This is a genomic window from Enterobacter sp. 186315 (assembly GCF_053290175.1).
Map to the genome: position 1 here is coordinate 12,372 of NZ_JBPTTK010000006.1, position 22,899 is coordinate 35,270.

General features: G+C 58.5%; 17 protein-coding genes. 7 read left to right on the forward strand and 10 right to left on the reverse strand.

Features of this window, described 5'->3' with window-relative positions; translation table 11 throughout:
* The first annotated feature begins 2 nt into the window (after positions 1-2).
* Positions 3-719 (forward strand): GntR family transcriptional regulator, encoded by a 717-nt coding sequence (locus tag ACSVHP_RS08680; protein ID WP_447551663.1) that lies wholly within the window; start codon positions 3-5, stop codon positions 717-719.
* Here the strand turns inward: ACSVHP_RS08680 and ACSVHP_RS08685 are convergent, their stop codons facing one another.
* Positions 720-1,529 (reverse strand): glycosyltransferase, encoded by an 810-nt coding sequence (locus tag ACSVHP_RS08685; protein WP_447551664.1) that lies wholly within the window; start codon positions 1,527-1,529, stop codon positions 720-722.
* Positions 1,530-1,772: 243 nt separating this feature from the next.
* Complete coding sequence (gene ldtB, locus ACSVHP_RS08690; RefSeq protein ID WP_234674231.1) at positions 1,773-2,693, reverse strand: L,D-transpeptidase; 921 nt, start codon at positions 2,691-2,693, stop codon at positions 1,773-1,775.
* A gap of 222 nt (positions 2,694-2,915) precedes the next feature.
* On the opposite strand from ldtB, the gene ACSVHP_RS08695 reads away from it, so the two are divergent.
* On the forward strand, positions 2,916-4,511 hold the full coding sequence (locus tag ACSVHP_RS08695) for an ABC-F family ATPase (RefSeq protein WP_447551665.1): 1,596 nt from the start codon (positions 2,916-2,918) through the stop codon (positions 4,509-4,511).
* Between the two features lie 90 nt (positions 4,512-4,601).
* Here the strand turns inward: ACSVHP_RS08695 and ACSVHP_RS08700 are convergent, their stop codons facing one another.
* Positions 4,602-6,965: a TIM-barrel domain-containing protein gene (locus ACSVHP_RS08700; protein WP_447551666.1), complete on the reverse strand. Its 2,364-nt coding sequence runs from the start codon at positions 6,963-6,965 to the stop codon at positions 4,602-4,604.
* Between the two features lie 17 nt (positions 6,966-6,982).
* Entirely contained in the window at positions 6,983-8,284 is a 1,302-nt protein-coding gene (locus tag ACSVHP_RS08705) for an MFS transporter (RefSeq protein WP_234674234.1), read from the reverse strand.
* 289 nt (positions 8,285-8,573) lie between these two features.
* Here ACSVHP_RS08705 and ACSVHP_RS08710 point away from each other — a divergent pair, with 289 nt between their 5' ends.
* The gene (locus ACSVHP_RS08710; RefSeq protein ID WP_447551667.1) at positions 8,574-9,647 is read left to right on the forward strand and encodes a LacI family DNA-binding transcriptional regulator; all 1,074 of its coding nucleotides are present in this window, start codon (positions 8,574-8,576) and stop codon (positions 9,645-9,647) included.
* Here the strand turns inward: ACSVHP_RS08710 and ACSVHP_RS08715 are convergent.
* The 4 genes from ACSVHP_RS08715 to ACSVHP_RS08730 all read right to left on the reverse strand — a co-directional run bounded on the left by ACSVHP_RS08715 (position 9,644) and on the right by ACSVHP_RS08730 (position 15,422).
* Entirely contained in the window at positions 9,644-10,906 is a 1,263-nt protein-coding gene (locus tag ACSVHP_RS08715; protein WP_447551668.1) for a DUF1479 domain-containing protein, read from the reverse strand. The two genes, ACSVHP_RS08710 and ACSVHP_RS08715, sit on opposite strands and share 4 nt — an antisense overlap.
* A gap of 146 nt (positions 10,907-11,052) precedes the next feature.
* Complete coding sequence (locus ACSVHP_RS08720) at positions 11,053-11,868, reverse strand: Cof-type HAD-IIB family hydrolase (protein WP_447551669.1); 816 nt, start codon at positions 11,866-11,868, stop codon at positions 11,053-11,055.
* A gap of 217 nt (positions 11,869-12,085) precedes the next feature.
* Positions 12,086-14,518, reverse strand: a complete 2,433-nt coding sequence (locus ACSVHP_RS08725) for a formate C-acetyltransferase/glycerol dehydratase family glycyl radical enzyme (protein WP_447551670.1) — start codon at positions 14,516-14,518, stop codon at positions 12,086-12,088.
* A gap of 4 nt (positions 14,519-14,522) precedes the next feature.
* Positions 14,523-15,422, reverse strand: a complete 900-nt coding sequence (locus ACSVHP_RS08730; protein WP_417315021.1) for a glycyl-radical enzyme activating protein — start codon at positions 15,420-15,422, stop codon at positions 14,523-14,525.
* 127 nt (positions 15,423-15,549) lie between these two features.
* Here ACSVHP_RS08730 and fsa point away from each other — a divergent pair, with 127 nt between their 5' ends.
* Positions 15,550-16,212 (forward strand): fructose-6-phosphate aldolase, encoded by a 663-nt coding sequence (fsa, locus tag ACSVHP_RS08735; protein ID WP_447551671.1) that lies wholly within the window; start codon positions 15,550-15,552, stop codon positions 16,210-16,212.
* A gap of 102 nt (positions 16,213-16,314) precedes the next feature.
* Here fsa and moeB read toward each other — a convergent pair whose 3' ends face one another.
* Both moeB and moeA read right to left on the reverse strand, forming a co-directional pair.
* A complete protein-coding gene (moeB, locus tag ACSVHP_RS08740) occupies positions 16,315-17,067 on the reverse strand; it encodes a molybdopterin-synthase adenylyltransferase MoeB (RefSeq protein WP_447551672.1) in 753 nt (250 codons plus the stop codon).
* A 2-nt stretch (positions 17,068-17,069) separates the two neighbouring features.
* Entirely contained in the window at positions 17,070-18,302 is a 1,233-nt protein-coding gene (gene moeA, locus ACSVHP_RS08745; RefSeq protein WP_447551673.1) for a molybdopterin molybdotransferase MoeA, read from the reverse strand.
* Between the two features lie 188 nt (positions 18,303-18,490).
* Between moeA and iaaA the strand changes: the two genes are divergently transcribed.
* Genes iaaA through gsiB form a run of 3 tightly spaced genes read left to right on the forward strand, consistent with a single transcriptional unit; the run spans position 18,491 to position 22,874 of the window.
* Entirely contained in the window at positions 18,491-19,429 is a 939-nt protein-coding gene (gene iaaA / locus ACSVHP_RS08750) for a beta-aspartyl-peptidase (RefSeq protein WP_447551674.1), read from the forward strand.
* Between the two features lie 11 nt (positions 19,430-19,440).
* Positions 19,441-21,312 carry a glutathione ABC transporter ATP-binding protein GsiA gene (gene gsiA / locus ACSVHP_RS08755; protein ID WP_447551675.1) on the forward strand — a complete coding sequence of 624 codons (1,872 nt, stop codon included), beginning with the start codon at positions 19,441-19,443 and terminating at the stop codon, positions 21,310-21,312.
* A 23-nt stretch (positions 21,313-21,335) separates the two neighbouring features.
* On the forward strand, positions 21,336-22,874 hold the full coding sequence (gene gsiB / locus ACSVHP_RS08760; protein WP_447551676.1) for a glutathione ABC transporter substrate-binding protein GsiB: 1,539 nt from the start codon (positions 21,336-21,338) through the stop codon (positions 22,872-22,874).
* Positions 22,875-22,899 lie beyond the last annotated feature (25 nt).

Genomic DNA, 22,899 nt, shown 5'->3' on the forward strand with positions numbered 1-22,899 from the left:
CGATGGCGGCGAAGTACATCACCATAGCGCGTGAAATTAAGAAGCGCATTATCAGCCAGCAGTATGCCGCCAATGAACCGCTGCCGGATCAGTTTGCGCTGGCGGCGGAGTTCAATTCCAGCCGCATGACCATCCAGCAGGCGATGCGCCAGCTGATTGTCGAAGGGCTGGTCTACACCCGCCAGGGGCAGGGAACCTTTATTCGCAAAAACTTCCTGCAACTTTCCCAGTGGGATCTGTCCGGCAGCGACTACTTCGGCGCCACCAAAACCTGGGAACATATGGGAACCGTGAGCAGCCAGGTGGTCCATTTCGAACTGCGCTTTCCGACTGAAAAAGAGCAGGCGTCGCTGATGATTAACAGCGATGCGCCGGTGTATGACTTTATCCGCCTGCGGCTGCTCAACGGTGAACCCATGTCGCTGGACTCCACCGTCATGCCGCTCAATCTGGTGCCCGGCCTCAATAAAAGCCATCTCGCCAGCTCGGTGTTTCGCTACGTGCAGGAGACGCTGGGGCTAAAAATTATGGGATCGTACCGCGTCGTGCGCGCGCTAAAACCGAACGCGCTGGATATGCAGCATCTGGTGTGCGAACAAACCGATCCGGTACTGGAGGTAGAGCAGGTGATTTATCTGGAGGATGGCACACCGCTGGAGTATGCCCACTGCCATTATCGGTACGACCACGGGGGGATCGTGATCGTTAATAATGGTTAATCAGGCGCAGGACTCGAAGTAGCTGTCGGTATCTTTAATATAAAGATCGTTCTGGCAAAGATAGGAGATTTGGCCCGGTTTGAACGTAAAGCGAATCTTCTGGAAAAGCGAACGCTTAATTTTGCTGGTATTTGCACGGGACAGGCCGTAGTCATGGATGATTTCATGAACATGACGAATGCTCTGCGCGGAAACATAGACCGGCGTCTTGGTCAACTGGATAAGCTTGCTGATCCAGATATCGTCCGCGCGTGGACAAACCTTAAGAAAGTCCTCATTTGCGTGGAAATATTCCGGGATCATACTTTTTTTCAGCACCACGCCACCCAGTCCGGTGATGATATAGTCCTGCTCGATCACTTTGGGTACGGTAATTAACGGGAAGTTACGATAGGTATCCAGAATATCTTTTTTCTTCTTTACCGTTTTACGCACGCGGGCAGCAACGACATATTCTTGATTATGTCGGTAAAAATCAGCCAGCAGCGTTTCCGCCCAGACTTCGTTATAAATGGCATCATCGTCGGCGTAAATCAGAATATCGTCTTTGGTTGCCACTTGGAGTGCCGGGAATAACTTACGATAAGGGCCTGTATTTTTTACCCATTTAAAGACGAGGTTGGTGCCGGTACGACGGATCTTATCCGCCCACTCTGGCTCCTCAGTGATGCCTTCGTCACTGAGATAAGCATCTCTGGAAACCCAGACAACAATCTGGTCGACTTTAGTACTCTGATTCGCAAGGGACCACACTGTTTGCGAACAGAGATAAAGGCGCGATTTTGTCGTGGTTAAGTTAATACTGATCATCGTAACTAAGCGGGCTCCAGGAAGAATTTACAACCCTACAAAATGCAGAAAAAACTGATTTTATAAGTTGGCGCATCATAGCACTTACATGAAAAGAAGTAACCCCGAAGGTTTAACAGAAAATGGCGGTAATGGGAGATATAGCAATTATTGTCTTCTGGATGTATCAGGAATGTGGCGTAGCGCAAATAAAAAACCCCGACAATGTGCGGGGTTTTTCAGATTATTACCGGGTAGGGCGTTTTAGTTCAAACGCACCGGCATACCGGAACGGTTTTGAATCGCCTGATCCACAACGGTGGTTTCCACGTCAGCCTGAGAGGTGACAGCCTGCACTGCGCTGTTCAGGGTGATTGGCACGATTTCGTTGTTGTTAATCTGGTCTTCGCTGGTGGACAGCGGGTTATGCACTTCGATGTAACGGCTGCCGTCCGGTTCGGAGGTCGCTTTTACTGGCTCATTGATGAACTGTACGCGGGTGCCTACTGGAACATTCTCGAACAGGAACTTGATATCGTCGTTACGCAGACGCACGCAGCCGTGGCTTACGCGCAGGCCGATACCGAAGTTCGCGTTGGTGCCGTGAATGGCATACAGACGGCCAATATACAGCGCGTACAGGCCCATTGGGTTATCCGGGCCAGCAGGAACAACGGCTGGCAGCGGTTCGCCTGCGGCGATGTACTCTGCGTGCATCTTCGCGGTTGGGGTCCAGGTTGGGCCTGCTTTCTTACGCTCAACTTTGGTGGTCCAGTTCAGCGGGGTGTCTTTACCCAGCTGGCCGATACCGATTGGCAGCACGATCACGGTGTTGGTGCCTTTCGGATAGTAGTACAGACGCATTTCGGCGCTGTTGATTACGATACCTTCATGTACGGTATCCGGCAGGATCAGCTGCTGAGGAATGTTGAGCACGGTACCGGCTTTTGGCAGGTACGGGTCAACGCCCGGGTTCGCTTCCAGCATGTTAGACAGGCCGAGCTGGTATTGTGCAGCAAAGTATTCCAGCGGTTGGGTGTTACCTTCCTGGATAGTGACAACCTGATTCTGACCTACCAGACGGCTTCCGTCAGTCGGCAGAGGATAAGTCACCGCAGAGGCGGTTTTGCAAAAACCTACTACGGCAAACGCCGCCGCAAAAAGCGTTGTTAATTTCATGTTCATGTTATGCGAGGTATCTGAGCCACTCTGGCGATTAGTTGATAAGTCTGAATCTGTGATGGGAGCGCATTATATGTGCATTCCCTCCCACAGGGAATTCAGATGTGTACGAAATCACACTTTTTTCAATTTTGTTAAAGTTTAGTGGAAAGCCGCAACACGGGATCTCAATTCGGAATTGTGGCATAATGCCGCGTTTATCACACTTTTCGCAGGAATCTCCCCGTGTTAGTTACCAGCAACGTCACTATGCAGTTTGGCAGTAAGCCGCTGTTCGAAAATATTTCCGTCAAATTTGGCGGCGGCAACCGTTACGGCCTGATTGGTGCCAACGGTAGCGGTAAATCCACTTTTATGAAAATCCTCGGCGGTGACTTAGAGCCGACGCTTGGCAACGTATCGCTCGATCCTAACGAGCGTATCGGTAAGCTGCGTCAGGATCAGTTTGCCTTCGAAGAGTTCACCGTGCTCGACACCGTGATCATGGGGCACGGCGAGCTGTGGGAAGTGAAGCAGGAGCGCGATCGGATTTACGCGCTGGCCGAAATGAGCGAAGAAGACGGCTACAAAGTAGCGGATCTGGAAACGCAGTACGGCGAGATGGACGGTTATTCCGCCGAAGCGCGCGCGGGCGAACTGCTCCTCGGCGTGGGCATTCCGGTTGAACAGCATTACGGCCCGATGAGCGAAGTCGCGCCAGGCTGGAAGCTGCGTGTGCTGCTGGCACAGGCGCTGTTCTCCAACCCTGACATCCTGCTGCTCGATGAACCGACGAACAACCTGGACATCGACACCATTCGCTGGCTGGAGCAGACGCTGAACGATCGCGACAGCACCATGATCATCATCTCGCACGACCGTCACTTCCTGAATATGGTCTGTACCCACATGGCGGATCTGGACTACGGCGAGCTGCGCGTCTACCCGGGCAACTACGACGAATACATGACCGCCGCCACCCAGGCGCGCGAACGTCTGCTGGCCGACAACGCCAAGAAAAAGGCGCAGATTGCCGACCTGCAATCCTTCGTGAGCCGCTTTAGCGCCAACGCCTCTAAATCCCGTCAGGCAACCTCGCGCGCCCGTCAGATTGATAAAATCAAACTCGACGAAGTGAAAGCGTCCAGCCGTCAGAACCCGTTCATCCGCTTTGAGCAGGATAAGAAACTGTTCCGTAACGCGCTGGAAGTCGAAGCCCTTTCCAAAGGCTTTGAAAACGGTCCGCTGTTTAAAAACTTCAACCTGCTGCTGGAAGTGGGCGAGAAGATTGCCATCCTCGGCGCGAACGGCGTGGGTAAATCCACGATGCTGAAAACGCTGGTGGGCGAACTTCAGCCGGACAACGGCACCGTGAAGTGGTCTGAAAACGCGCAGATTGGCTATTACGCGCAGGACCACGAGTATGAGTTCGAAAACGACCTGACCGTGTTCGACTGGATGAGCCAGTGGAAGCAAGAGGGCGACGACGAGCAGGCGGTGCGCAGCATTCTGGGGCGTCTGCTGTTCAGCCAGGACGACATCAAAAAGCCTGCGAAGGTGCTCTCCGGTGGTGAGAAGGGCCGCATGCTGTTCGGCAAGCTGATGATGGAAAAACCAAACATTCTGGTGATGGACGAACCAACCAACCACCTGGATATGGAATCCATCGAATCGCTGAACATGGCGCTGGAGATGTATCAGGGCACCCTGATCTTCGTGTCCCACGACCGTGAATTTGTCAGCTCGCTGGCGACCCGCGTGATCGAAATTACGCCAGAGCGCCTGGTGGACTTCACGGGTAATTATGAAGACTACCTGCGCAGCAAAGGTATCGACGGCTGAAAAAAGCCGGGTGGCGGCTTCGCCTTACCCGGCCTACGTTCTATCCCCTCTCCCCGTGGGAGAGGGTTAGGGTGAGGGCATCAGGCCGCACTACACCACCCACTCTCTCCCCTCAACCCCATTCACCCGCAGCTTACGTTTTTCCCCCGCCGGTAACGACACATTCAGCGCTTTCCACGCCGGACGGTAATCCCCGCGCGCATTCACCGTCAGGTCAATGACCGAACCGCTGCACGCCATCTCCCACGCTACCCACAGCGCGTTGCCGTTCTGGTAGCCCCAGCTTTCACCGTCATCTTCAAACAGCAGGCCGGAAGTTGTCCCTGTGCCTTTCAGCGGGAACAGCTTCAGCTCGCGGGTATCGTCTTTCTCAGCGGAAACGTGCGTAATACGCTCGCTGAGCGGCAGACCCGCCCCGGCGCGCACCAGCAGCGGCAGTTTTTCCAGCGGCGCGTCGCGCACGATCCACTGCCCGCCCGCAAACCACTCGTGGGTATAAAAATCGTACCAGCCGGTTTCGTTATCCGGCAGCCAGAGGCGGCGCTCGCGCTGTCCGGCCTCCACCACGCTTGCCACCAGCAGGTCGCGCCCCAGCAGGAACTCATCGCACTCTTCAAACGTCTGCACGTCGTGCTCGTGATCGAGGAAGGTCGGGCGCAGCATCGGCTCGTCGTCGGCGTGCGCCTGCCAGAGCAGGGTGTAGAGATAGGGCAGCAGACGATAGCGCAGCTCAATCGCACCGCGAATGGCGGGGGTGACGCCCGGATACATCCACGGCTCGTTGACCGTGTGGTCATCGTTCCACGAGTGAATGGTAAAGCGCGGATGCATCACGCCGTTTTGCACCCAGCGCACGAACAGCTCGGCGTCGGGCTTATCGCCGGAGAAACCGCCGACGTCGTGACCCACGTTAAACAGCCCGGACAAACTCATGCCCAGCCCCATGCGGGTGTTATAGCGCAGCGTTTCCCAGCTGGTGCGGTTGTCGCCGCTCCAGGTCTGCACGTAGCGCTGCATCCCGGCGCAGCCGGAACGGGAGATCAGATACGGGCGCTTTTCCGGGGCAAAGCGCTGCTGCGCTTCCAGCGAGGCGCGCATCATCAGCAGCGGCATCACCGGACGGATGTGCTTGATGGCGATCTCTTTGCCGAAGCCGTGACAGCGGGCTTCACCGTCCCACACTTCGAACTCGTTATTGTCGTTCCAGGTGGAGTCAATCCCCATCTCCAGCAGCTGCGTGGTCACGCCGTTCTGCCACCACTGCACGGTCTGCGGGTTGGTAAAGTCGAGATGGGAACCTTCATCGTCCCAGAAGCTTGAACGTTCCGGCGCATCGGTTTCTGAATCCCGGATGAACAGGCCGCGCTCCGCCACCTCGTTATAGCGCGGGTGATCCTGCAACAGGCACGGCTTAATGTTCGCCGCAAGCTTCAGCCCCGCGTCGTGGAACGCCTGGGTCATTACCTTTGGCTGCGGCACTTTGTCGTAGTTCCAGTTGAAGACGTAGCGCTTGCCGTCAATCGAGGTGTAGCCGGAAGAGAGCTGGAACGAGTCGCACGGAATCGCGTGTTCTTCACACAGGCGGATAAAGTTCATCAGCTGATTTTGCGCGTCCGGCGCGTCGGTGTAGTGCATGGTCGAGCCGCTGTAGCCCAGGCTCCATTTTGGCCCGAACAGCGTCTTCCCGGTCAGGCGCACAAAGGCTTTGGTGACGTCCAGCACCCGTTTGCCGGTAAAAATGTAGTAATCGATATCGCCCGCTTCCGCCTGCCAGCGGCGGTAGGCCGTGTGGTAGTTGTCTATCTCGTTGCCCAGATCCAGCCAGCAGCTGCTCAGGTTGTCGTAAAACAGGCCGTAGCTCACGTCGTCGCGGCGGGCGAGGGTGAACGGAATGTGCTTGTACAGCGGATCGGTGCTGGCGGCGTTATACCCCATCGCGTCGAGGTTACGCATTTCGAAGCGCTTACCGTTGCGCTGCAAATCGCCCGCTTTTTCGCCAAGACCATAGAAACGCTCGTCCTTGCGGCGGCTCAGGTAGTGCGCTACCCCGTCGCCGTGGGCGTTCAGCAGATAGGCGCTGGTCGGGCGGTCGTTGACCAGCGGCTGCCACTCGCCCGCGTCGTTGCGGTAGTCCCACTCCAGCCACAGCGGCTGATGCACGGTCACGCGCAGCCGTTCAGTCGCCACGGTGACGGTGTCGTCCTGCTGCGTCAGCGTCCACGCCGGGCAGGTAAAACCGCTTAAATCGTCACGACGGCGACCTTCCCACGGCACGTCTTGTTCCGGGGCGATGCTCCAGGTGCGGTCGAGCGCCAGCTCGCCTTTGCGTTTAATCAGCACGCGGAACAGGTTCTCTTCCAGCACATACAGGCACAGGCGGTGCTGTTTATCGATCATCAGTTCCAGATGGTTCGCCGACTGCGTTTCTACGGTCCAGTTTTTCAGGGTTTTCATATGCAATACATCCACTATCAGGCGCGCGTGGCGCGACGTTCAGCAATAAATGCTACCAGGAAGACAGCGCCAATCAGGTCAAAGAAGCCCATGGCGATAAAGAGCGGGTTAAAGCCGATTTTGTCGGCGGTCACGCCGATTAACAGCGAGAACAGGAAGCTGGCGATCCACGCCGCCGAGCCGCGCATCCCGTTGACGGTGGCCATCTGGCCTTTGTCGAAGGACTCCACCACCAGGGCGCTCAACATGCAGGAAATGATCTGGTGCCCGAAGCCGCCGATGGAGATCAGCACGATGGTGATGTACGGGTCGCGGGTGATGGCGACGATGCCCAGGGAGATCATCAGGAACGCGCCGGTCACCGAGCTTGCCACCACCGAGTTCACGCGGGAGCAGCCGAACAGGCGGGTATACAGGCGGGTAAGATAGCCGCTTGCCACGCTGCCGAGGTCGGCGGCCAGGAACGGCAGCCAGGCGAACATCGCAATTTGCTTCAGATCCATGCCGTGCTCTTTGGCGAGATACAGCGGCACCCAGAAGCTCAGCACCGCCCAGGCCGGTTCCGCCATAAAGGCCGGGATGGCGATACCGTAAAAGCGTTTGTTTTTGGATACGGTTTTCAGCGCGGTCAGGAAGGGCAGCTTCACCGCAGGCGGCTCGTTGTCCTGCTTGATAAACGCCAGCTCGTCTTTGCCCAGGTTCGGGTGCTGTTCGGGGTTATGGTAGAACGCCCACCAGAGGAGCACCCACAGCAGCGCCAGCACGCCGGTGAACATAAACGCACCCTGCCAGCCAAAGGACGCGTGAGCAAAATAGATGATGGGCGGCGCCAGCATCGCGCCCACCGAAAAGCCCACGCCCGCCCAGCCCGCTGCCACAGGGCGTTCTGATTTCGGGAACCATTCGCCGATGGTTTTGGCGTTCGCCGGGGTCGCGGCGGCTTCGGAAGCGCCCATAAAGAAGCGCAGGATGGCGAGATGCAGCCAGCTTCCGGCACCCGCATGGAAAATACACATCAGCGCCCAGAGTCCGGCACAGACCATAAAGCCAATTTTCAGGCCGATAACATCAATCAGCCAGCCGCACAGGGGCTGGAAAATGGTGTAGGCAATCTGGAACGCGCCGACAATCCACGAGTACTGCTCGGTGGTAATGCCCAGGCTCTCTTTCAGCTCTGGCGCGAGAATACCCAGTGAGTTACGGGTGATGTAGTTAACGGTGACGCCCAGTAAAAACAGGACCAGAACATACCAGCGCAGGTTCTTAATGACCCGGCGGGTTTTGCTGGCGGTGACGGTGTTATTGATGTCCTGACTCATTTCTCTCTCCACAAGCGGACGGTAGGGGATAGACGTTTCAAGTGTCACACGCATTTTTATAGGGCTTTGATAGTTATCCATTTTGTCGCGCAAAGTTGCTATACAACTAGTATGGAAGTGGTGTGACAAATCCACCTTAAGGGAGAAAATGGGCAGGCAATAGCGGATTTTGTGCAAGCTTTCTCATAACTGACGTCAATTATTTGTCATCATCGTATTAACCCCGCTTGTGGCAAGAGAGTCACGCGATGAAAAATTTTTCATTTGGCAAACGGAGCCAGATCACAAAATGGATAAAAGGCTAAAAATCGCTGAAATTGCCAGCCGCACGCAGCTTTCAATCAGCACGGTTTCACGGGTGCTGGCGGGCAAGGCGAATACCAGTGAAAAAGCACGCGCGAAGGTGCTGGAGTGCGCGCGGGCGCTGGGCGTGATGGACGGTATGGCGGCGGGCAGGTTGCTGCTCAATAGTCTGGTGGTTTTCGCGCCGCAGCGCGCGTTTGACGAGCGGTCCGACATCTTTTACTACCGTGTGATCCAGAGCCTCAGCAAAGGGCTGGCCGCGCACGACGTTCGGCTGCGCTATTGCGCGCTGGAGGAGAACGACAGCGACGCGCAGCTGTTTCTGACGCGCATGAACGACGCCGATACCCAAGGCGCGATCTTGCTGGGCATCGACGATCCGCACATTCACGATCTGGCCGTGGACGTCGGCAAGCCCTGTCTGCTGATCAACTGCCGCGACAGGCTGATGCGCCTGCCTGCGGTCGCGCCCGATCACCGCGCCATTGGCGAGCGGGCGGCGGAATACCTGTTTGAGATGGGGCATCGTGAGGTGATGAACGTGCTCTGCCTGCGCCGCTATACGATGGAGCTGCGCCTGGCGGGCATTCGCGATGCGTGGCACTCCCACAACCTGAAGTTTACCGATAAACGCGATTTGCTGGTGGTGCCAAGCTTCAGCGCGCGCGAAACGGAGCAGCAGGTCAGCGACTGGCTCAGCCAGCGGCAGGGGAAAGATTTGCCCACCGCGTTTCTGGTCGGCGGCGATTTTATGGCGGCGGGAACCATCAGCGCCTTACAAAAGCAGGGGCTGCGGGTGCCGCAGGACGTGTCGGTGATGAGTATCGACGGCTTTAACCTGGCGGCGATTCAGGACGTGCCGCTGACGGCGGTGCATGTGCCGCGTGATGAACTGGGTACAGAGGCGGTGCATATGCTTCAGCAGCGGCTGATGCGCCCGGATGCGCCAACGGGCACGCTGTTGATTAACGGGACGCTGACGGTGAGGGGGTCGGTCCGGCGGATACGTCAGGGGAAACGACGCACCGCCGTTGAGCGGGAAGGGCTTTACGACAGCTAGGCCATGCCCAGCGCGCGCTTGCCGTGGATGTTCAAATCGTCCAGGGTAAAGCGGTCCTGCCACGTTTTTTCATAGTCTTCGCGCGGGAAATCCCCCGGCGATGCGCCCGTTTCCAGCGCCGCTTTCACCTTTTGCGCGTAGGCGAGGTTTTTCTCACACATCGGCGCGGCAGGGATATACATCACGTTGCCCCAGCCCTGCTGATCCTCTACCGGCGCGACCGAGTGGATCACGTCGCAATGCCACCACACCGAATCACCCGCCTCCAGCGCCGGAATGCTGGTCAGCGCTTCAATCAACAGCGGGTGCCATTTTTCGGAAACCGGCAGCACGCGGCCCGGCGCCACGCCGCAAAGTTCATCTTCCGGCACATCGTCAAGCAGCGGACGCAGCAGGATATAGGCCATTGCCTCCGGGATCGGCACGACGTGCAGCAGCCCCTGCCCGGGGATCATATCCGACAGCGCGGTCCAGCCCTGGAAGGTGCGGAACACCGAGCATTTGGTGGTGTTATCGACGGTGTACTCTTCCACCTCGGTACGATGCGCGGCGTTCCACGGATCGTACTGATCGACGTTACCGTCGAACACGCGGGCGAAGACCTGCTGATAGGCCGGCAGCAGCCAGCGCTCCAGCGCGCCGGAGTCGGTATGCGCTCCGAGGCCCTTCGACGTGGTTCCCGGCGGGCGACGACGAATGCGATCCGGGTAAATCACGCTCACGTCCGGATTAAACCACTGTTTGCCGTTGCTCTCGAATGTCCATAAACGGTTCAGGAACGACTGCACCTGCGCCATCTCTTCGCTCTGACGCGCCTGCATCTGCGCCTGCGACCAGTAGATCGGGTAGATCTCCGGGCGGGAGGCCGTCAGGGTGCCGAAGAAGTTATCCCCCGGCCCTTTGTAGATGTCGTCAAACTTGTTGCGATCGAGGTAGTCAAGCATCGACTGATCCCACGCCAGCGCCTGCTCGCGCGGGAAGTGGCCTTTGATCACGGCGCAGCCCCGGCGTTTGACCGCCTCGCGCTGCGCGTCGGTAATGGTGCCCTTTTTCACATCCTCAAACGGGATGACCGGCCACACGGATTCACCTCTGGTTTTGAGGGCGTTAATCTCCGCCACGCGGGCGGCGATCCTGTCGCTTAACGCGTCGAACACCGCCTGAACGTCGCCGATCTGCGCGCGCAGTTCGCGTTTCATCTGACGGATCGCCGCTTTGTGGTCGGCAGGCAAAATTTCACTGGTAAAGGTCAACGTCATAACCGCCTCGCATCTTTCATTCGAAAGTAAAAGTGTCTACAAGTGATACTTTAAGTTAAAAATAAGTTAATGCAAGTTTAAAAACTTGACGCAATGCACAGGTCGGAAAAAGAGTGAAATGCCGGGACGGCGCCCGGCAGGGAAGATCAGATGTCGAACGGGGAGTGGTTATCGAGCACGGCCTGAATCACGTTTAGCGCGCCCTGATGGTTGTTGTCGTCGGTGCCGTATCGGCTGATTGCCTTAATGCTGTCGGCGGCGTTGCCCATTGCGAAAGAGTAGTTCACCAGCTTGAGCATTTCGGCATCGTTACCGCTGTCGCCAATGGCGACGCACGCCTGCGGCGATACCTTCCAGCGCTTCAGCAGACGGCTAATGCCGTTCGCCTTGTGCAGTCCTGGAATAATCAAATCGACAAAGCCAAAGCCGCTGGTGACGGGCTTCATGATGCCGTCCAGGGAAACGTGGAGCTTGTCGACCAGCTCCGGGATATCGCTATCCGGCAGGTTCAGCGAGAACTTGAACAGCACGTCGTCGATGTCGCGGTAGTCGTCGATACGCTTCAGACGGTGATAGTGTTTTGACATCAGCGCCACGAACTCATCCGGGGCATTTTTGCTGACGTACGCGCTTTCCAGCCCGCAGGCCACGAAGTTCAGCTGTTTATCTTTCAGCAGTTCGCCGATCACGATTTGCGATTCGTGGCGGGTCAATTCGCCGTGGAAAATCTGCTCGCCATGATCGAACACCAGAGCGCCGTTTTCTGCCACGAAGGAAATCTTGTCTTTGAGTTCCGGGAAGAAAGAGATGAGCTGGTAATACTGGTTGCCGCTGGCGACGACGAACTCAATGTCGCGGGCTTTAAGCTGTTCAAACTGTGCCTGGAAGCGGTCACGATCGTACTGCTTGGCATCATCAAGGAAAGTTCCGTCCATATCGGTGACGATAACTTTAACGGTCATACTGTGCTCCTGGGTCACTGCGTATTGAAACATTCTAATAACAAGGTGACGGGGAGCACAAATTTAATTTCATTCGAAAGTAAAAGCAAAACGGCAACCGACGTTGCCGTTTTTAGGGTTTTCTCCCTCTCCTCGCGGGAGAGGGCCGGGGTGAGGGCATCAGCGTGCGCATTTCCCCCTCACCCTAACCCTCTCCCTCAAGGGAGAGGGGACCGAACTACAGCGTATGCTCCGTACGCGCAATAATATCGTCCTGCGCGTCCGGTGACAGGGCGGTGAAGAACGCCGAGTAGCCCGCCACGCGCACCACCAGGTCACGATACTGGTCAGGGTGTTTCTTCGCTTCCAGCAGCGTTTCGCGCGACACGATGTTGTACTGAATATGCCAGCCTTTATGCACCTCGAAGAAGGTACGCAGCAGCACCATCAGCTTCTGGCGATCGCTGTCGTTTTCAAGCGTGGCCGGATTGAGCTTCTGGTTAAGCAGCACGCCGCCCAGAATCGCCTCGGTTGGCAGCTTGCCAACGGAACCGATCACCGCCGTCGGGCCAAGGTGGTCCGTACCGGAAGACGGGCTGGCGCCTTCTGCCAGCGGGGTATAGGCTTTGCGCCCGTCCGGGGTCGCCATGGTCGCGGCACCAAACGGCACGTTGGCGGAAATGGACGACGTACCCGCGTAATAATTGCCGCCAATCGGGCCACGGCCGTAGCGCGGGTTGTGATACTGCTTCAGCTCTTCGATATAGGTTTCGTACGCGCGCGCTAACAGCAGATCCACGCTGTCATCGTCGTTACCGTACTTCGGCGCGCCGTTGATCAGACGCTGGCGCAGCTGTTCGTGAGTCAGCCCTTCGTAATCATCGGCAAGCGCTGCGGCAAGCTGCTGCTGACCCATCGCGCCCTGTTCGAAGACCAGTTTTTTAACCGCCGCCAGGCTGTTGCCCAGGTTAGCGATACCCACCTGCAAGCCAGACACCCAGTCGTACTTCGCGCCGCCCTGCTTGATGCTCTTCGCGCGCTCGATACAGTCGTCAACCAGCGCAGAGCAGAGAATGTCATGCACGTTCTCTTCCAGCATGGTGTCGACGACGTACTCAATCTCGATGGATTTACGGGTGTAGTAGCGGATCTGCGTATCCCACGCGGCCATCACCTCATCGAAGTTGTTGAAGTTACCCGCAGAGAGCGCTTTTTCCTGCGGCAGGAAGACCTTACCGCTGGTGGCATCGCGACCGCCTTCCAGCGCCGCCAGCATTACGCGGGCGAAGTTGATAAAGCTCATGCCGGTGCAGCGATAGCCCCACTTGCCGCCTACCGCGGTTTCGATACAACCGATGGCCGCGTAGTCGTAGGCGTCTTCTTTCTCAATGCCCAGCTTGATGAACTCAGGGATCACGATTTCATCGTTGTTAAAGGCAGGCATACCGAAACCGCAGCGGATCACCTGCACGCAGGCGTCGAGGAAATCGTTGCTCATGCCCGCGTGGTAACGCACGCTCAGGTTTGGCTGGGTGGAGCGCAGGCGACCGCAGGATTCCAGAATCGCGTAGGAGAGCGGGTTGACCGCGTCCATCGCGTCGCCGTTCACCAGCTTCTGACCGCCAATGGTGACGTTCTGATACAGCGGGCTACCGGCAGAGGCTTTCGAGTGCGAGCCGGAGCGAATTTTGTTCACTTCCAGCAGCTTCAGCCAGCAGCTGTGCAGCAGCTCAATCGCGTGTTCACGGTCAAGCGTCTGGCTCAGCTCCACGTCGCGACGGTAGAACGGATAGAGATACTGATCCATACGCGCGAAGGACACGGAGTGGCCGTTGGATTCAATTTGCAGGATCAGCTGGATGAAGTAGCACAGTTGCAGCGCCTGCCAGAAGGTTTTTGGCGGCTCGTGGGCAATCACGTCGCAGTTTTCCGCCATCGCCAGCAGCTCGTCCCGGCGGCTTTCACGGGTTTCGGTAGACGCCATCTCGCGCGCCAGGTCCGCAAAGCGTTTGATGTGCAGGCTTACGGCTTCCAGTACGATATCGATGGCCTTCAGGAACTGGTCGCCGTGCAGATCCTCCAGCACGGTCAGGTTGATGCGCGAGCGGCGCTCGGCCACTTTTGCGCGCATTCCGTCGAGGCCTTTTTCCAGCACCAGCGGGAAGTTCACCGCCAGGTGGGCGTCGCCGGAGGTCATGTTGCCTTCGGCCTTGATAATGCCGGTTTCCAGCAGCCCTTTTTGCTCATCGGTGAACATACCGTAGCAGCGATCCTGCACGGTCTGACCGCGCCACCACGGGCAAACCTCATGCAGAACGCGTTTGTTCTCTTCGCTGACCGCAAAACCTGCGCCAGGACGATCGGCCAGATCGTCGATCTCTTTTTCAATCCACGACACGGTGTATTCCGGGAAGATCGGCGCGGCGCGCACTTCACTTGCCTGGTTACCGATAATCAGCTCATCGTGTTTGATCCAGATGGTGCGCTGGGCCAGATGATGCGCCAGCGCCAGGGCGCGACGCACCGGGATCGGCTTGTCCAGATGCTGCTGATACATTTCGGTGTAGTGCTGGGCGCGTTCGGTACACACCGGCGGCTTCACGATATGCACCAGTGCGTTTTTGTGCGCCTTAATGCGCTCGCTCAGCGTGTTGAGATTCAGTGTCGTCATGGTTTTATCCTCGTAAGGTCGCGGTTAACCCTTTCTGGCAGGCATACTGCGCTGCAAAATCCAGCAGGGCAGGGTTATCCAGCGGTTTATCAGGGGCAGAGTAAGGTTGGCCGAGCAGGGTGTACTTGTTCATGCCCAGCGTGTGATACGGCAGAAAATGGATGTCGCGGACGTTAAGCTCGTCGGCGGCAAAGTTCGTAATGGCGGTAATAGACGCTTCATCAGCGTTAAAGCCCTGGATCAGCGGCACGCGGATGGTGAGCTGTTTTCCGGCGGCGGCAAGGCGCTTAAGATTATCCAGCACCCGTTTTGCCGAGCCGTCTGTCCAGCGTTTGAATACCTCGCCATCCACATGCTTTAGGTCGGCGAGGAACAGATCGATATAAGGTAATGACGGTTCAATGTAGTGCCACGGCACGTGAAGACAGGTTTCAACGGCGGTATGAATGCCGCTTTCGTGGCTCGCTTTAAACAGCGCCTGAGCCAGATCCGGGTTCATAAAAGGCTCGCCGCCGGAGAGGGTGATCCCGCCGCCGCTGCGATCGTAAAAAGGCTTATCGCGCAGCACGGTCGCCATGATCTCGTCGACCTGCTGCTCTTCACCGCAGACGGTTAATGCCTGCGTCGGGCAGCAGTCGGTCAGGGCATCAAGGGTGGTGTCGTCCAGCTTTTCACGGTGAATGACCAGGCCGTTCAGCGCGCGTTCAATCACGCCGGGAACCGCCTGCTGGCACAGATCGCAACCGTCGAGGCACAGACGCGCGTCGAACAGCACGTCCCGGCTACGGGAGCGGCTTTCCGGGTTCTGACACCAGCGACAGCCCAGTGAACAGCCCTTCAGGAACACCACGGTTCGAATACCGGGGCCATCGTGTGTTGAGTAACGCTGTATATTGAAGATCATTTTTTCGCCTCCGACTTGCATATGAAGATTAAATTACTTTCGAATGAAAGTTATCTTGATGCAAGTCAACCCTTAAGCAGGTTTTGTCGTGATAGGGTTAGTGCAGGCTAATTTTGAGGGTTACATCATGGAACTTTATCTCGACACATCCGACGTTGCGGCAGTCAAAAAACTGGCCCGCGTTTTCCCACTGGCTGGCGTCACGACCAACCCAAGCATTGTCGCGGCGGGTAAAAAACCGCTCGACGTTTTACTGCCAGAGCTGCACGACGCGCTGGGCGGTAAGGGCCGTCTGTTTGCGCAGGTGATGGCGACCACCGCAGAAGGGATGGTAGAAGACGCGCGTAAGCTGCGCGCGATTATCAACGATCTGGTGGTAAAAGTGCCGGTAACGGCAGAAGGGCTGGCGGCAATTAAGATGCTGAAAGCTGAGGGGATCCCTACGCTGGGTACGGCGGTTTACGGCGCCGCGCAGGGGATGTTATCCGCGCTGGCCGGAGCGGAGTATGTTGCGCCTTACGTGAACCGCGTGGATGCCCAGGGCGGCGACGGTATTAAGACCGTAACGGAATTGCAGCAGCTGCTAACGCTGCACGCGCCGCAGTCAAAAGTGCTGGCCGCCAGCTTTAAAACGCCGCGTCAGGCGCTGGATTGTCTGCTGGCAGGCTGTGAGTCCATCACGCTGCCGCTGGACGTGGCGCAGCAGTTTATCAGTTCACCCGCAGTCGATGCGGCGATTGTGAAATTTGAGCAGGACTGGCAGGGGGCGTTTGGACGCACGTCTATTTGACGTTATTGCCGGGTGGCGCTGGCGCTTACCCGGCCTACGCTTTTCTTCCTCTCCCTCTCCCTGTGGGAGAGGGCCGGGGTGAGGGCATCAGGCCGCACAAGATTACTGGCTACACACCTCGCACCCCGGATTGCGCATCAGCTTCATCTCGCGGAACTGGCAGGTCATCGCGTCGTACATCACGATTTTCCCGGCGGCGGGCGTACCGTAATGGCTTAACACCTTTATCGCTTCCATCGCCTGCATCGATCCTATCACGCCCACCAGCGGGGCCATGACGCCTGCTTCCACGCAGGTCAGCGCATTCTCACCAAACAGACGGCTTAAGCAGCGGTAGCAGGGTTCGCCCTCGGCGTAGGTAAATACGCTGATTTGCCCTTCCATGCGAATAGCTGCACCGGACACCAGCGGCGTTTTGTGGGCGAAACAGCCCGCGTTAAGCTGATTGCGGATAGCGACGTTATCGGTGCAGTCCAGCACCAGATCGTGATCGGCGATGTGTGCAAACAGGGCGTCGTCATCCAGCAGGGCGTCGATAAGGGTGAACTGAACGTTGGGATTGATGCGCGACAGCGCCGCTTCCGCCGAGACCACCTTTGGCTGGCCGAGAGTCGCATCGCTGTGCAGCGTCTGACGTTGCAGGTTGGAGACCGACACGGTGTCGAAATCGAGCAGCGTCATGCGGCCCACGCCCGCCGCGGCAAGATACTGCGCCGCCGCGCAGCCCAGCCCGCCGAGCCCCACCACCAGCACGCTGGCGGCCTTAAGCGCCTCCTGACCCTCGAAATCAAAACCGCGCAGCACGATCTGGCGGTTGTAGCGCATCATCTCCTGGTCGCTCAGTTCCACCGTCATGATTAGCCTCCGAACAGGTGGTTAAAGGTTTCCACCTCAACCCATTCGCCCGCTTCCACATGACCGCGCTCGCGCTCCAGCACGATAAAGCAGTTACCCTGGCTAAAGGAGCTAAAGATATGCGATCCCTGATGCCCGGTGGTGCTCACCTCCAGCTCGCCGTCGGGGTTACGCGCCAGAATGCCGCGCTGGAAATCAAGACGACCCGGTGATTTTTTCAGGCGCGTCGCCGCACGCACCCGCTGACGCTGCGGCAGCGGGCTGGCGCGGTTGCCCGACAGTTTTGCCAGCAGCGGCTGCACCAGCTGATAGAAGGTCAGCGCTGCCGATACCGGATTACCCGGCAGGCCGCAGAACCAGCTGTTTGCCAGCTTGCCGAAAGCGAAAGGTTTGCCCGGCTTGATAGCCAGCTTCCAGAAGGCGATTTCACCCAGCTCGTCGAGGATGGTTTTGGTGTAATCCGCTTCGCCCACCGACACGCCGCCGGAGCTGATCACCACGTCCGCGGCCTTATCCGCCTCGATAAACGCCGCGCGCAGTTTTTCCGGATCGTCAGGGATAATCCCGAGGTTGATCACCTCGCAGCCAAGCTGCTCCAGCATCAGGTGAACCGCCAGGCGGTTTGTGTCGTAAATCTGCCCGTCTTGCAGCGGCTGGCCCGGCAGCTGTAGCTCATCGCCGGTGGAGAAAAGCGCGACCCGCACTTTGCGGATAACGTCGATCTCAGCAATGCCCAGCGAGGCCAGCACCGGCAGCTCGGCCACCGTCAGCTTTTGCCCGGCGGCGAATACCGTCGCGCCGAGCGTAATGTCTTCACCCGTGCGGCGAATGTTCTGACCCGCTTTCACGCTGGCGGTAAAACGCACGCCCGCGTCGGTCTGCTCGGTCTCTTCCTGCATCACCACGGCATCGCAGCCCGCAGGGACAGGCGCACCGGTCATGATGCGCACGCAGCTTCCCGCAGGCCACTCGCCGCTAAACGGCTGGCCCGCAAAGGCTTTACCCGCCACCGGCAGGGCGTCGCCGTTCTGGAGATCCGCAAGGCGAACCGCGTACCCGTCCATCGCGGAGTTATCGAATCCCGGCACGTTAAGCGGGGAAACGATATCGCGTGCGGCAATGCGCCCGAAACAGCGCACCAGCGGCAGCGTTTCAACGTCATGCAGCGGGGAAATGCGGTCGAGCATCTGCGAAAGTGCCGTGTCGAGCGGCATCAGTCCGGCGGTAAAATCCATGGGGAGCTCCTGCGGAGTATCAACGAAAGGGCACATTATGGCAGAAAAGTGCCGCTAACTGTATTACCCACCAGGCGTAGCCTTTACATCACCGTGGGGTCTTTCTATATTCAAAAATCATCTGAAGAATCATCGACGATAATGATATTTATAGAAAAAGCAGCGAATCTGGCTGATGGTGAAGCGAAATGGTCAATGCGGTTATCGCGATTCATGGTGGCGCCGGGGCAATCACCCGTGCGCAGCTCAGTCCCGAGCAGGAAAAGCGTTATATTGATGCACTTAATGCCGTTGTAGAAACAGGGCAGAGAATGCTGGAAGCGGGCGACAGCGCCCTGGACGTGGTGACCGAGGCGGTGCGCCTTCTCGAAGAGTGCCCGCTGTTTAACGCGGGCATCGGGTCGGTCTTTACCCGCGACGAAACCCACGAGCTGGATGCCTGCGTGATGGACGGCGTGACGCTCAAGGCCGGGGCCGTTGCGGGCGTCAGCCGTTTGCGAAATCCGATTCTGGCGGCGCGCCTGGTGATGGAGCAAAGCCCGCACGTGCTGATGACGGGCGCGGGCGCCGAGCAGTTTGCCGTTGAACACGGCATGGAGCCGGTTTCGCCGGATATGTTCTCAACGCCAGAGCGCTACGAACAGCTGCTGGCGGCACGCTCGGCGGGCGTGGCGCAGCTCGACCACGCCGCGCCGCTCGATGAAACCACGAAAATGGGCACCGTCGGCGCGGTGGCGCTCGATAAAGCGGGCAATCTCGCGGCGGCGACGTCCACCGGCGGCATGACCAACAAGCTGCCAGGACGGGTGGGCGACAGCCCGCTGCCGGGCGCGGGATGCTATGCCAACAACGCCACGGCGGCGGTCTCCTGTACCGGGACCGGCGAGGTGTTTATCCGCACCCTGGCGGCCTACGACATCACCGCCCTGATGGATTACGGCGGCCTGAGCCTGAGCGAGGCCTGCGAGCGCGTGGTGATGAAAAAGCTGCCCGCGCTGGGCGGCGAGGGCGGCTTAATCGCGGTCGATCGCGAGGGCAACGTGGCGCTGCCGTTTAACAGCGAAGGCATGTACCGCGCCTGGGGTTACGCCGGGGATGCGCCCAGCACCGGGATTTATCGTGAATAAGGGGGCCTCAGGTGCCGCACAGTAAAGAGCTGGACAGCCGCGAAGTGCTGGCGGTTGAACGGCTGAATATTGCGTTTCAGGAAGAGCGGCAGTTCATTCCCGCCGTCAACAACCTTTCTTTTTCGCTCAGGCGCGGCGAAACGCTGGCGATCGTGGGCGAATCCGGCTCCGGTAAGTCGGTCACCGCGCTGTCGTTGATGCGCCTGCTTGAACAGACGGGCGGCAGGATCGACTGCGATAAAATGCTGCTGCGCCGCCGCAATCGTCAGGTAATCGATCTCACCGAAATGAGCTCGTCGCAAATGCAGGGGGTGCGCGGCGCGGATATCGCGATGATTTTCCAGGAGCCGATGACCTCCCTCAATCCGGTGTTTCCGGTCGGCGAACAGATTGCGGAATCAATCCGTCTGCATCAGGGGCTGGGCGGCGATGAGGCGCTGGCCGAAGCGAAACGAATGCTTGAGCAGGTGCGTATTCCCGAGGCGCAGTCGATTTTGACGCGCTATCCGCACCAGCTTTCCGGCGGGATGCGCCAGCGCGTGATGATTGCGATGGCGCTCTCGTGCCGCCCGGCGGTGCTGATCGCCGATGAACCCACCACCGCGCTGGACGTGACTATTCAGGCGCAAATCCTGCAACTGATTAAAGTCCTGCAACAGGAAATGGACATGGGGGTGATTTTCATCACCCACGACATGGGCGTGGTGGCGGATATTGCCGACCGGGTGCTGGTAATGCACCAGGGCGTCGCGGTGGAAACGGGCAGCGTGGAGCAGATTTTCCACGCGCCTGTGCACCCTTATACCCGGGCGCTGCTGGCCGCCGTACCTCGTCTGGGCGCGATGAACGGCAGCGCGCTGCCGCGGCGTTTTCCGCTGATGTCGCAGGGTGAAAACGGGCGGCAGGAAGACGAAACGGAGCAGGATACGGTCGTCCCCGGTGAGCCGGTTTTACAGGTGCGCAATCTGGTCACTCGTTTCCCCCTGCGCGGCGGACTGTTTAACCGCGTGAAGCGTGAAGTCCATGCGGTTGAAAACGTCAGCTTCGATCTCTGGCCCGGCGAAACGCTGGCGCTGGTGGGGGAGTCGGGCTGCGGTAAATCGACCACCGGACGCGCGCTGCTGAGGCTGGTGGAGTCGCAGGAGGGGAGCATCATCTTTAACGGTGAACGTATCGACACCCTGCCTGCCAGCAAGCTCCAGCCGCTGCGCCGGGATATTCAGTTTATTTTTCAGGATCCTTACGCCTCTCTCGATCCGCGCCATACCGTGGGCTATTCGATCATGGAGCCGCTGCGGGTGCATAACCTGCTCGACGGCGAGGCGGCCCAGCGGCGCGTGGCCTGGCTGCTGGAGCGCGTGGGGCTGGCGCCCGAACACGCCTGGCGCTATCCGCACGAGTTTTCCGGCGGGCAGCGTCAACGGATCTGCATTGCGCGCGCGCTGGCGCTGAACCCGAAGGTGGTGATCGCCGATGAGTCCGTGTCGGCGCTGGATGTCTCTATCCGCGCGCAAATCATCAATTTATTGCTCGATCTCCAGCGGGAGATGGGCATCGCCTTTTTGTTTATCTCTCACGATATGGCGGTCGTTGAACGAATCAGCCATCGGGTCGCGGTGATGTTGCAGGGGCAGATCGTGGAGATTGGCCCGCGTCAGGCGGTGTTTGAAAATCCGCAGCATCCCTATACCCGTAAGCTGATGGCGGCCGTACCGGTGGCCGATCCTGCACATCGCCGCGCCCAGCGCGTGCTGTTGCAGGATGAGATGCCGGGCAATATTCGCAAGCCGGGTGAATCGCCGGAGCGCGTGGCGCTTCGCGAAGTCAGCCCGGGTCATTTTGTGGCACCGCCGCGTCAGGACAATGCATTCTCGCGGTTATAACGTAAAACAGGCAGGAGTACACAATGGTTAAATATGTTGCCCGGACATGGCTGGTAGCCGCGAGCGTGACGGCCGCCCTGGCCGCCGCTCCCGCGTTCGCTGCCAAAGATGTGGTGGTTGCGGTTGGCTCTAACTTCACGACGCTCGATCCTTACGATGCCAACGACACGCTCTCTCAGGCGGTGGCAAAGTCTTTCTACCAGGGGCTGTTTGGCCTGGACAAAGAGATGAAACTGCACAACGTGCTGGCCGAGAGCTACACGGTGTCGGACGACGGGCTGGTTTACACCATCAAGCTGCGCAGTGGGGTGAAGTTCCAGGACGGCACCGACTTTAACGCCGAGGCGGTGAAGGTGAACCTGGATCGCGCCAGCAATCCTGAAAACAGCCTCAAGCGCTATAACCTGTTCAAAACCATCGCCAGCACCGAGGCGGTAGATCCGTCGACGGTGAAAATCACCCTGAAAGAGCCGTTCTCGGCGTTTATCAATATCCTGGCGCACCCGGCGACGGCGATGATCTCTCCGGCCGCGCTGAAAAAATACGGCAAAGAGATCGGCTTCCACCCGGTGGGGACCGGCCCGTACGAGCTGGACACCTGGAATCAGACCGATTTTGTGAAGGTGAAGAAATTCGCCGGATACTGGCAGAAAGGGCTGCCGAAGCTGGACACCATCACCTGGCGTCCGGTCGTGGATAACAATACCCGCGCGGCGATGCTGCAAACCGGCGAGGCGCAGTTCGCCTTCCCGATCCCTTACGAGCAGGCCGCGCTGCTGGCGAAAAACAGCAAGCTGGAGCTGGTGGCGAGTCCGTCGATCATGCAGCGCTATATCAGCATGAACGTGACGCAAAAGCCGTTCGACAACCCGAAGGTGCGCGAGGCCATCAACTACGCGATTAACCGTCAGGCGCTGGTGAAGGTGGCCTTCGCCGGGTACGCCACCCCGGCCACGGGCGTGCTGCCGCCGTCGATTGCCTATGCCCAGACCTATAAGGCCTGGCCGTACGATCCGGCTAAAGCGCGCGAGCTGCTGAAAGAGGCGGGCTACCCGAACGGCTTTAGCACCACGCTCTGGTCATCGCACAACCACAGTACTGCCCAGAAAGTGTTGCAGTTCACCCAGCAGCAGCTGGCGCAGGTGGGCATTAAAGCGCAGGTCACGGCGATGGATGCCGGGCAGCGTGCGGCAGAGGTCGAGGGCAAAGGGCAGAAAGAGAGCGGGGTGCGGATGTTCTACACCGGCTGGAGCGCCTCGACCGGGGAAGCGGACTGGGCGCTGTCGCCGCTGTTCGCCTCGCAGAACTGGCCGCCAACCCTGTTTAACACCGCGTTCTACAGCAACCCGCAGGTGGATAAAGATCTGGCCGACGCGCTGAAAACCACCAAACCAGACGAGAAAGCGCGCCTGTATAAAGAGGCGCAGGACATCATCTGGAAAGAGTCGCCGTGGGTGCCGCTGGTGGTGGAAAAACTGGTGTCGGCCCATAACAAAGCGCTGACCGGGTTCTACATCATGCCGGATACGGGCTTTAGCTTTGACGACGCGGATCTGAAATAAGAGAACTCACTCCCGCAGGCGCTGG